The following is a 10,967-nucleotide window of genomic DNA, read 5'->3' as shown; positions in this document are numbered from 1 at the left end:
TACATAGATTCCGGGGATCTGGAGAAAGGCGTCATGGTGAGGAGCGGAGCGACGTAGCAAGCCCTTTGCCGTGACGTCAAGTGCCGTTTCAATAATGGCTTCTGTATTATTCTCGCAATCTCCAATTGCAATCAAATCAAAAAACTCAGCCCAAGGCTCTGGGTTTGCTGTAAGCACTGGACCACCGCCAAGTACTAGTGGGTGCTGCGGCCCTCTATCACTGGCTTTGAAAGGGATATTGAGTTGTTTGAAAATTTCTAGTAGGTTGATAAAATCTAATTCCCAAGAAATAGAAAATGTCATTAAGTCGATATCTTTGGGATGGTTTTCTGACCAATCGGTAAAATAACGGAAGGCATGAGTCTTGGGACTAGAAGCGTAGAGCTTGAAAATAGTTTGATAGCCAAGTGACGCCATGCCAACAGCATAAGTGTTGGGAAAACAGTTGAGTACATGCAAGGGTCCACCGCTTTGTCGCTTGAAAAGAAGAGTCTCACTTTGCATAGACTAGGCTAGTGAACTAAAGTCCTTTGAATCCTTGTCGTTATTGTTAGCATCAATAAAAGCAAGCATCGCAAGCGTGTAGCTGGCTGCTCCAAAGCCGCAAATTTGTCCACGACAAACTGGTGCTGTAATAGATTTGTGTCTAAACTCCTCACGTTTGTAGACATTTGAAAGATGAACTTCAATAGTTGAGATTTTACTTGCTGCAAGCGCATCTCGAATTGCGACACTCGTATGAGTATAGGCAGCAGGGTTGATGATGATGCCATTGATTACTTTAGATAAGGAAGCTTCTTGAATTTTGTTAACAATCTCCCCTTCAATATTGGATTGAAAAAAACTTGTTTGGATATTGTGTGCGCTTCCCAGCTCTTCGATTGATTTATTGATTTCATCCATCGTCATAGAGCCATAGGTATCAGGTTCTCTAGAACCTAAGAGATTGATATTTGGTCCGTGAATTACTAGTATTTGCATGAGACTTGTCCTTATTGTACCAAGAGAGAGTGGCTAATTAACTAGTTCTTAACCTCAAAAGGTTATTTTGTTAGTATAGGTAAAAATGTCTATCAATTTAGCGAGTATTTTAATCAATATCGTCCCAGCAATCACTGGCACGAGCCCTGCTAATGCTAATGAAGCAAAGAAAAAAGATGGTGATGAAGGTACTACCAAAACTGGCAAGAGCAAAGACCCGAAGAAACAAGTAGTCAAACAAGATGCTGCCGGAGAAGCTGTAGTAGAGGATTCTAGGTTGAACAAAGCTTTGCGCGGAAATCAAGCTGCGCCTCAACAGCCAGCGGTGATGCCGCCTCCTCAAGGAGCATTTGCTGTTCCAGGTCAAGGGGCTAGTTCTGGTGGAAGTTCTAGTGGCAAAGGTTCTGGGACTTCATCAAGTGACGCTAAAAAGAATAATACAAGCTCTTCATCAGGAAATTCTAATGTTGGTTCTTCAGGAAATAGCGGAGTATCATCTAGTCAAAGTTTTACCAATGCTGGAGCTTCACTTGATCCACAAACAAATAAAGCTGCGTCTACACTTGATGAGGCTATAAATCAAGCAGGTGATAAACCATTATTAGTTAAGTTTGGCGCTTCTTGGTGTGTACCTTGTAAGCAATTTGATGCTCAACATGAGATTCAGTCTGGTGGACAGCCCACAAATATTCCTGGAGCTACTTTGCATGATAAAGGTAACCATGCAATTCTTAAGGTAGATGTTGATCAAAATCTAAATTTGGCTGAGCAAATAGGAGTTGATACTAGCGGTATACCAGCATTTGGCTATCTTTATAGAAAAGAAGATGGTAGCTTGGGCGTAGCTAAGAGTCTTGATATTGCTAAGCAGCAACATACTAAAGAAGCTGCTGTTATAAAACCGGAAGAGCCAACGGAGCCTGTCGCTAAACCCAAACCGGAGTCTAAAGAACCAATTGAACACCCTGCTTCAAAAGGACCAGATCGTCAGGATGATTCCGATGATGAAGAGTCTCCATTTCATGAACTACAGCTTTAACTAGAAACAGAACTCTTCTTCCCCAACAAACCCCTCACCGTCTCCAGCAATTCAAGCGGACTAAAAGGCTTACTTAAAAAATGATCAGCGCCAACTGAGGCAGCCCATTCCTTGTCTGTTTCTTGTCCTTTGGCTGTAAGGATAAGCACAATGATGTCTTTGAGCTTTTGGTCTTTTTTGATTTTTTCGCAGACTTCAAAACCAGATTGACCTGGCATCATCACGTCAAGAATCACTAAGTCGGGTTTGTCAGCTTGCACTTTGGTAAGAGCATCATCGCCATCAACAGCTTCTGTGAGTTCAAACTCGTTAGCCTCTGATGACATCACTGCCCTGAGTAGAGTTCTTAGACTCGCTTCGTCGTCTGCTATTAAAATTTTTGCTTTATCTACCATAGATCCTGGACCACTTATATTAGTCCCAGTTTTAACAACTTTATTCTGTATTAAACCTTAAACTACTCAACCCTTATCTGACACGTGCTTGCACGGTCAGAACCTTTTTTATGGACCCGACTTAAAAAACTTCGTTTTTAGCGTGTTCATAAAAGCCTAAATCGCCGTTTGAGATAATAGGAGTACTGCTAGAATAGCCTAGGCGATTATGGTTCTAAAAATAGCAACAGGAAATTTCAAGGGTATGACTTTAGCGAGTTCTGATACCGCTAAGGAATTGCGACCAACTCAAGCACTTGTTAGAGAGGCGATAATCAATACTTTGAGTTCGATGTTTCTATCACGGGAGCAGGCTTTTGAGGACTTGCATGTCCTTGATTTGTACTCAGGTAGCGGCAGTATGGGCTTTGAATTTTTGAGTAATGGTGTTGCTGCCATTAGTTTTGTGGAGCGCGACCCCAAATGCAAGAGCCTGCTGAGGCGCAATTCGGAGAAAATGAAAACAGATTCTCAGATCAAAATCGTTTCTGGTGTTTTGCCTAAAATATTAAAATCTACTCAGTTTTCCCGTGAGAGCTTTGATTTGGTCTTCTTTGACCCCCCTTTCAAATTCACTATCGATGAGTTTTTACTAACGGTAAAAGCAGTTTTAGAGCAGCAGTTATTAAAGAGCGGAGCCTTGCTAATTTTGGAATATCGAGATATAGAGCTAGCAAATGCACTAGAGCAACAGTTTACAGAGGATCTTGTATTACTTAAAACAAAAAAATATGGAGGTTGCATTGTGATCTTCGCTGAAAAAAAATAGACATCCTGCCAAACGAAGTAGGAAATTTTCGTAGGAAATTTTCTAAAAGTTTTTTCGATAAAGCTTTACTTTCAGTGACAAAAGGGTTACACTTGTAAAGCTGTTTGAGAGTGGTCTCTGTATCTATCTCTATCAGTGCCTTCCCTGAGGCTTAATAATGGGAAATGGTTACCAAAAGGAGATAAAACCATGAATAAAGCAGAATTAATAGAAACAGTTTCAGAACAAACTGGACTTTCTAAAACTCAGGCCGATGAAGTACTAAAATCAATTTTAGCTACTATCACTGGTCAACTATCAAAAGGAAACAAAATCACACTAGTAGGTTTTGGTACTTTTGAAAGAAGAAAACGTAAGGCACGTGTTGGTGTAAACCCACAAAACCCTACGCAAAAAATCAAGATCCCTGCTAAAAATGCACCAGCATTCTCTGCAGGTTCTGAGCTTAAAGCGGCAGTTCAAACTGGTAAAGCACCAGTTTTAGCTCAAAAGAAAATTGCAGCTAAAAAAGCAGCAGTTAAAAAAACAACTGCTAAAAATGCAACTGCTAAAAAAGCAACAAAAGCAAAAGCTAAAAGATAGTCATAGACTAGATTTTATCTACTTAAAGCCTCGCAACTGCGGGGCTTTTTTTTGTTATTTATTTGGTCTTTGCATTAAACTAAGTACAGCAGTAACAGCATCAATCTCACCATCAAGCAGTCTTTTGATTTGTTCTACTATTGGCATGTCGATATTCTTGTCTTGTGCAATTTGCTGTACTGCATAAGTCGTGTTGATACCTTCAGCTACTTCACCAAGTTTTTTGATGATTTCTTCTTTGGTTTTGCCTTTACTGAGGTAATAACCTACGCGATAATTGCGACTAAGAGCGGAAGAACAAGTTGCAACTAAATCTCCGATGCCAGCAGGTCCCATTAAAGTAGAACTTTTGCAGCCATAGAATTCTAGAAATCTACCCATCTCATGAAGCCCGCGACACATTAAACTAGCTTTGGTACTTTCACCAAGCTCCAGGGCGTCAGATGCGCCAGCTGCAATTGCGATTATATTTTTAAGTGCGCCGCAGAGTTCAACTCCTTTGACGTCATTATTTATATAAATTCTGAGACTTGGATTTGATAGTTTGGCTTGGACAATTTTGGCTATTTCGATATCTGCAGAGGCAACTTCTGTAACCATTGGTTTAGCCTGGATCAATTCCAAAGCTAAATTCGGTCCTGAAATCACGGCTCTTGGATTATTTGGCAAGAATTTGCTGATGATCTCAAGGGGTGTTTGTAAATTATTCGAGTCAATGCCCTTGGAGCCATTAACAAAGATATGGCTGGAATCAATATCCATTAAAGAGATTTTTTGGTAGGTTTCTTCCATTCCTTTAAGAGAAATTGCATTAATAATGATGCGAGAGAAAAAAACTTGACGTAATTCAGCTGTAATCTTGACATTATCTGGATATTTGAGGGTTGCAGGTTTTTTGAAGCGTCTGGTTTTTGCAATGCGTCTGATTTTTTGCTCATCATGACCCCAAAGAATAATAGGATAGCTTTGTCCTAAGAGGAAAGCTAAGGTGTTTGCCCAACTGCCTGTTCCTAATATTGATATGCTTTCTCCGTTAATCATCTTTGCAGCCGCAGCTTTGTTCAAGTTCTGCGTTATCGTTGCTACTCCAAATCCTCATTGACGGCTCAGTCAACTCCGGTTTGGAGTAGCTCCTCTGCCTTGAACTTGAACAAATTGCTAGGCTGCAAAGCGCAAGTTCAGCGAGGACGCTCACAATGATACTATACTTGAGTTAAATGCATTCCAAAGTCCCATTTTTTGACCTGTTTATAGATGATTTGGAACTTGCTACAGCGCCCAACTATATATATGAACAGGCTAAATTGAAATCCTTGGAAATTACCAGCTTAAATATGGATCAGTTTGTTTTGTCTCAAGATGATCAAGCTCAAGCGCTGAGAATCAAAAATGCGGAGATTGTTATAGCAGATGGTGCTGCTATTTCTCTAATTTCACGTTTATTTTTTAGAACTAAGCTAAAAAAACTTGCTGGAATCGATTTGGCTAGTAAATTAATCGAAAAATCTAAGCGTTTGATCTTAATTGGTGCAAGTGAAGATGTCATCAATATTATAGAAGCAAAATTTGCCGAGAAAATTGTTTTTGCTCATCATGGCTTCTTTGATTTTGCTCAAAAGCAACATATTATAGAAGAAATGATCAAAGCAAGTCCTGATTTGGTTTTGGTTGCGATGGGAATACCAAAACAAGAAATTTTTATAGAAGAAATCAAAGTCAAAATCGATAAATGTATCTTCATGGGAGTTGGTGGAAGTTTCGATATTTGGGCAGAGAAATTAAAAAGAGCTCCTGATTGGATGATTATTTGTGGATTGGAATGGTTTTTTCGTTTGATTCAGGAACCTTCTCGGCTAAAAAGGTTCTTTTATAAAGTACGCAGATTTTTGTTATTGCTAATTGTCGGGGGACATCGCCGCGGGGGAAGCAAGGAATAAACGGCAAAAACAGTCGGGATTTTGGGGGATAAAAATCTTAGGCGGTACTATCTTGTGACCTACCTGGTAGCTTTTTGCTATCCTTCGCCCTTCGGGCTTTTCAATTCAAGACCTTTTTTGGGGCGAGAATTTTTTGAGGTAAGGAAAGATAGAAACCAAATGAGAATTTTTTAATGGGTTAGTTTTTTACAAAACCTGGGTACAAAAAATTTATTGTCGAGACACAGATTTGCCTAATATTGAAAAGTAATTTATGATTCATGATAGAGCAAATCGTTAAACGATTTAAAAATTTGGAGGAACATAACAATGGCAATCAAAAAGAAAAAAGCGGCGGCTAAAAAGCCAGCAGCTAAGAAAAAACCAGCAGCTAAGAAAAAAGTAGCAGCTAAAAAACCAGCAGCAGCTAAAAAACCAGCAGCTAAGAAAAAAGTAGCGGCTAAAAAACCAGCAGCAGCTAAAAAACCTGCAGCTAAAAAACCTGCAGCTAAAAAAAAGGCAGTTAAAAAAGCAGCTCCTAAAAAAGTAGCAGCTAAAAAACCTGCAGCTAAAAAAAAGAAAGCAGCTAAAAAGAAATAAGCGCTGTTTTCTACTATGAAAATATAAAAAGACTCGTTGATCAACGGGTCTTTTTTTTGTCCCTTTTGTGGCTTTAGAGTCAGTCACCAAGTTGATTTTAAGGTTTTGAGTCGCGGATTATTTGATGCTTCTTTGCAAATAGCAAGATCCTGGATATTAATTATGAGCTTGGAAGCAGATCCTTCATCTACTCTTGTCTGGGGTAGGTTATAATTGAAAGATGAAAATTATTGTAGAGAAATTTCTCAAGACTGCTCAATTGAGTTCTGACTGTTTAGCAATTAGTGATTTTGCATTTGACTCGAAAAAAAAGAAAAAAGATTTTTCTTTGCAACTCATCGAATTTGATAAAAATTTAAAAGGTTTGATTATCGAATCGATAGAGTCAGAAGACTTTGATTTTGAGCTTGGCAAAGTTTTGATAATTAATCTTAGTTCCCAAAACAAAACCACAACTGCATACCAAGGACTCAAGAAAATTATCTTGGTAGGCTTGGGCCCGAAAGATAAAGCTGATAGAGCAAGCGAGCGCAAAGCTGCAGCTGCCTTAATTCGTGCTGTCCAAAAAACAGACAAGCTTGCTGTTAAATGGCAAGGAGATGCTGCAATTTTGGCAGAAGCATCAATTTTGCTTAATTACAAGTTTGATCGTTATAAAACTGATGATAAAAAGCCGAAGCCAAAAGAACTTGTGGAATTAAGAATTTTGCTTGATAGTCTTGCTGATAATGATAAAAAGGCAGTAAATGAAGCCAAAATTATCGCAGAATCTGTTGCTATGGCTAGGGATTTGGTTTGGGAGCCAGCTTGTGAAGTTACGCCGACTTATTTGGCAAACTATGCCAAAAAAATTGTTGAAGGTAAAAACAATCCGCTTATACTTAAAATTTTAGAGAAAAAAGATTGCGAGAAGCTTGGCATGGGTTCTTTTCTTGCTGTCGCTCAAGGTGCTGATGAGCCGCCCAAATTTATTGAATTTAGCTATAAACCAACAGGCAAGATCAAGAAACATATTGCTTTAATTGGTAAAGGTGTAACTTTTGATAGTGGTGGTTTGAGTCTTAAACCTGCCAAGTCCATGGAAATGATGAAAGAGGATATGGCTGGTTCTGCTGCGATTATGGGAATCATGAACGCTGTTGCTACCCTCAAGCCAAAAGAAATTCAAATAACTGCAATTGTTGCAGCCACTGAAAATATGCCAAGCGGTAAGGCTTATAGACCAGGTGATGTAATTACTGCAATGAACGGTAAAACTATTGAAGTGAATAATACAGATGCCGAGGGTCGTTTGACTTTGGCTGATGCTGTGGCTTACGCTTCTAAGAAAAATCCTGATGAGATTATTGATTTTGCCACATTGACTGGAGCTTGTATGGTTGCACTGGGCAATGTTTGTGCGGGTTTGATGACTAATGATCAGGATTTGCTTGATAGAGTCAAAAAATCAAGTGAAGCAACGGGTGAATTGATGTGGCAACTTCCGCTTTATGAAGAATACAAAGAAGGTCTCAAATCAACTATCGCTGATTTAATCAACGCTGGTTCTGGTGGGAAAGCTGGCGCACAAAATGGCGGGCTTTTTATTCAAGAGTTTGTTGGTAAGCAAAAGGATTCTGATAAGGCAATTCCTTGGCTGCATATAGATATTGCTGGTCCTTGTTGGTTTGATCAAGATATGGATTGGTCACCGAAGGGCGCTTCTGGAATGCCAGTTCGCACTATTATGAATTATTTACTTAACCAGGTCTAATAAGGCTTGAGATGATCTTGAGCAAATTTTGGGTTAGTATCGCTCTGATGACGTTATAATTAATGTCATGGATAGTTTTGCAATAATCACCTTGGTCTTTTTTATTTTTGTGGCTTTTATGCTCTTTTTTGGAGCATTCATTATTGTTAGGCAAGGTTATTGTGCTTTGGTAACAAGATTGGGGAGCTATAGCCAGACCTTGTCTCCTGGTTTGCATATCATTATCCCTTTTATTGATACTGTTGATAGAACGATTGATTTGCGTGAGCAGGTTTTTGCGCTTGCTTCACAGTCGGTTATTACCAAGGACAACGTTAATATTCATGTGGACGCTGTGGTTTACTACCAAATAGTGAATCCTTATTCAGCTATTTATGAAATTAGTAATTTGGTTTATGCAATCGAGCAGCTTGCGCTAACTTCTTTGCGTAATATCATCGGCGAGATGGCTTTGGATGATACTTTGTCTTCAAGAGACACCATTAACACCAAGCTGCAGTTGATTATTGATGTGGCAGCCAGTAAATGGGGAGTTAAAACTAACCGTATCGAACTTAAAGACATTAATCCGCCGGCTGATATTCAACGTGCCATGAATGTACAAATGGAAGCTGAGCGTAATAAACGTGCAGCGATTTTGAATGCTGAAGGTAGAAAAGAATCTGAGATCTTAAAAGCGGAAGGTGACAAACAAGCGCTTATTAGAAGAGCAGAGGGGCAAGCTCAAAAGGTCAGGCTTGAAGTAGAGGCTGAAGCGATTACTGCTAAATCATATATAGAACACGTTAAGTCAGCTGGGGCAACTAAGGAAGTGCTGCAATTGATGTATATGAATACTTTAGCGAAACTAGCAGACGGTAAAGCCAACAAGATCTTCTTGCCTACTGAGTCTATAACTGCTCTTGGGGGACTTGCTGCAGCTGGTGAGCTGTTTAATACGAAGATGAGTCCGCCTGCAGTTGAGGGTTAGGAAAGTGCCTACTATCATAGTTTGACTTTCATTAAATGGATTCATATAACAACTCCTTTCTTCACTACTACATACTCAAAGATTATTAGGTAGATACCAATGGGGTTTGGGCTTTTGATTTGAACGGCTAATTTAAATTTAAGAGGGTCATTTAACCCCTGTCCTGATATGATTATTTTATGCCATTACACTTAGTTCATTATATTATCGCTGGCTCACTACTATTAATAGAAGCATTTAGCCCTGGCACATTTTTGTTTGTTTGTTTCGCTTTGGCAACTGCAATTACTGGTGCAATTGAGCATTATGCTCATTTGGGTTTGCAAGTGGATCTGGCTCTTGATCTTGCTTTGAGTATATTTTTCTTGTTTACTATTAGACCATTTCTCAAAGCAGTGGTCAAGGTTCCAGCTGAGCAAGATCCGCGTAATTATGGCAGCTACACTGAGAAGTTGATGGGTAGAGAAGCGATGGTCTTTAAAGCAATTACTAAAGTAGAAGCTGGTCTTGTGAAACTACTAGATTTTGATGAGACTTGGCTTGCCAAATCTGAAGATGGCAGTGAGATCGGACAAGGTAGCGCAGTTATAATTAAACAGATAGAGGGTAATCATCTGGTAGTGAGTGTCAAGGAGCCTGCGTGAGCGAAAGCAAGTCTTCCCAAAATAACCTAATTATTTTTACAGGACCTTCTGGAGTTGGTAAGGGCACTATCGTTAAGCAGTTATTTTCCGAAATCAAAAATATTAAGTTCTCTATAAGCTGTACCACTAGAGAGATGCGTCCTGGTGAAAAAGATGGAGTGAATTATTTTTTTAAATCACGTGATGAGTTTGAAGCGATGATTGCAGCTGGTGATTTTTTGGAATATGCTGAGTTTGTTGGTAATCTTTATGGCACACCGCGCTCTTTTGTTGTTGATACACTTGATTCGGGGAATGATGTTTTTTTGGAGATAGAAGTGCAGGGTGCTATTCAAGTAATGAAAAAATGTCCAGAGGCTTTGACTATCTTTTTGATTCCACCTTCTCTTGAAGAATTGGAACGCCGCCTGCGCAAGCGTGGTACTGAGCCAGAAGAAGTTTTGCAAAAACGTCTTGAAAAAGCCAAAGAAGAAATGAAATTCACTGGGCAGTTTAAATTCACTGTTGTTAATGATGATGTTGATATTGCAGTGAGGAAGTTGAAGGCGTTGATTTTGGGGGCTAGGGTTTAGGCTGCAAGCCCAAATAGAGTACTTACTTCATTTGCATTACTATCAAAGATTAGGGGCCTAGTGCAGCTTGGCTTTTGACTAACGGTTTCTTGAATAATTGCTTTAGCTGCTTGAATAAGATGGTTTTGTGGATTGATAGTAGCGTCATTGTTATAAGCTTCACTTAGATCCATCATAATTACAGGTTTTGCTTTATGGGCCGTTGCGACCGCTAGAAAGTTAGCCAGTTGAGATTGTTGGTGTTTTGCAGAAACCATTTTATTTTTTTTCACAAAAGTTGAGAGATTGATTTTATGTTCAATATACAAAGTTGTTTGTAAATCAGGGTCTTTTGCAATTGCATCAAAATTAAAGCTAGAAAGGCTTTTATCAGATTGTACAATTGTGAGTCTTGGATTCTTTCTTTCTTTGTGATTTTTATTAAAGACTAGATCACCATTGTCTCTATCAAAATATATTATCTCTGATCCAGGGCTAGTATTACTAAAGCGAATCATTCTAGGATTGGCTTGCAGGGGATCTAGTAAAACTCTTGCTACAAGTTCTGTGTATGCTGTTCTTGGATCTTGCAGGTCAATATCTGCTAGGGCATCACTACCATCTGCATTAATCAATAAAGGTTTTTGGTCAACAACATCAACACCAATTTGTTCTACTATAAGACCTGCTTCAATGAGTTTTGTATTAAATTTTACTTCTGCAAATAA

At 39.0% G+C, this 10,967-nt stretch carries 14 protein-coding genes; 9 read left to right on the top strand and 5 right to left on the bottom strand.

Annotation, left to right across the window (positions count from 1 at the left end; translation table 11 throughout):
• Both O3C63_08320 and aroQ read right to left on the bottom strand, forming a co-directional pair.
• Positions 1 to 504, bottom strand: a 504-nt coding sequence (locus tag O3C63_08320) for a radical SAM protein (protein MDA0772932.1), incomplete at its 3' end; no start/stop codon positions are given.
• Between the two features lie 3 nt (positions 505 to 507).
• Entirely contained in the window at positions 508 to 981 is a 474-nt protein-coding gene (gene aroQ / locus O3C63_08315) for a type II 3-dehydroquinate dehydratase (protein MDA0772931.1), read from the bottom strand.
• A gap of 85 nt (positions 982 to 1,066) precedes the next feature.
• Here aroQ and O3C63_08310 point away from each other — a divergent pair, with 85 nt between their 5' ends.
• The gene (locus O3C63_08310; GenBank protein MDA0772930.1) at positions 1,067 to 2,020 is read left to right on the top strand and encodes a thioredoxin family protein; all 954 of its coding nucleotides are present in this window, start codon (positions 1,067 to 1,069) and stop codon (positions 2,018 to 2,020) included.
• On the opposite strand, the gene O3C63_08305 is transcribed toward O3C63_08310, so the two are convergent.
• Positions 2,017 to 2,415 (bottom strand): response regulator, encoded by a 399-nt coding sequence (locus tag O3C63_08305; GenBank protein ID MDA0772929.1) that lies wholly within the window; start codon positions 2,413 to 2,415, stop codon positions 2,017 to 2,019. The genes O3C63_08310 and O3C63_08305 overlap by 4 nt on opposite strands.
• A 208-nt stretch (positions 2,416 to 2,623) precedes the next feature.
• On the opposite strand from O3C63_08305, the gene O3C63_08300 reads away from it, so the two are divergent.
• The gene (locus tag O3C63_08300) at positions 2,624 to 3,223 is read left to right on the top strand and encodes an RsmD family RNA methyltransferase (GenBank protein MDA0772928.1); all 600 of its coding nucleotides are present in this window, start codon (positions 2,624 to 2,626) and stop codon (positions 3,221 to 3,223) included.
• A gap of 189 nt (positions 3,224 to 3,412) precedes the next feature.
• Complete coding sequence (locus O3C63_08295) at positions 3,413 to 3,805, top strand: HU family DNA-binding protein (GenBank protein MDA0772927.1); 393 nt, start codon at positions 3,413 to 3,415, stop codon at positions 3,803 to 3,805.
• A 54-nt stretch (positions 3,806 to 3,859) separates the two neighbouring features.
• On the opposite strand, the gene O3C63_08290 is transcribed toward O3C63_08295, so the two are convergent.
• Positions 3,860 to 4,870 (bottom strand): NAD(P)-dependent glycerol-3-phosphate dehydrogenase, encoded by a 1,011-nt coding sequence (locus tag O3C63_08290; GenBank protein MDA0772926.1) that lies wholly within the window; start codon positions 4,868 to 4,870, stop codon positions 3,860 to 3,862.
• Between the two features lie 152 nt (positions 4,871 to 5,022).
• Between O3C63_08290 and O3C63_08285 the strand changes: the two genes are divergently transcribed.
• The 6 genes from O3C63_08285 (at position 5,023) to gmk (ending at position 10,260) form a co-directional block, all read left to right on the top strand.
• Positions 5,023 to 5,742, top strand: a complete 720-nt coding sequence (locus O3C63_08285; GenBank protein ID MDA0772925.1) for a WecB/TagA/CpsF family glycosyltransferase — start codon at positions 5,023 to 5,025, stop codon at positions 5,740 to 5,742.
• 309 nt (positions 5,743 to 6,051) lie between these two features.
• Complete coding sequence (locus O3C63_08280) at positions 6,052 to 6,321, top strand: hypothetical protein (protein ID MDA0772924.1); 270 nt, start codon at positions 6,052 to 6,054, stop codon at positions 6,319 to 6,321.
• Between the two features lie 220 nt (positions 6,322 to 6,541).
• Positions 6,542 to 8,074, top strand: a complete 1,533-nt coding sequence (locus O3C63_08275) for a leucyl aminopeptidase (GenBank protein ID MDA0772923.1) — start codon at positions 6,542 to 6,544, stop codon at positions 8,072 to 8,074.
• A gap of 67 nt (positions 8,075 to 8,141) precedes the next feature.
• The gene (locus O3C63_08270) at positions 8,142 to 9,044 is read left to right on the top strand and encodes an SPFH/Band 7/PHB domain protein (GenBank protein MDA0772922.1); all 903 of its coding nucleotides are present in this window, start codon (positions 8,142 to 8,144) and stop codon (positions 9,042 to 9,044) included.
• A gap of 179 nt (positions 9,045 to 9,223) precedes the next feature.
• On the top strand, positions 9,224 to 9,688 hold the full coding sequence (locus O3C63_08265) for an NfeD family protein (protein ID MDA0772921.1): 465 nt from the start codon (positions 9,224 to 9,226) through the stop codon (positions 9,686 to 9,688).
• A complete protein-coding gene (gmk, locus tag O3C63_08260) occupies positions 9,685 to 10,260 on the top strand; it encodes a guanylate kinase (GenBank protein ID MDA0772920.1) in 576 nt (191 codons plus the stop codon). The genes O3C63_08265 and gmk overlap by 4 nt, the downstream gene beginning before the upstream one ends.
• Here the strand turns inward: gmk and O3C63_08255 are convergent.
• Positions 10,257 to 10,967: hypothetical protein (locus O3C63_08255; protein ID MDA0772919.1), on the bottom strand; the 711-nt coding region annotated here is incomplete at its 5' end. The genes gmk and O3C63_08255 overlap by 4 nt on opposite strands.

This window comes from Cyanobacteriota bacterium (assembly GCA_027618255.1).
Classification (GTDB): Bacteria; Cyanobacteriota; Vampirovibrionia; order LMEP-6097; family LMEP-6097; genus JABHOV01.
Note: the sequence above shows the minus strand (reverse complement) of the source record. Positions and strands in the feature narration are given on the sequence as shown.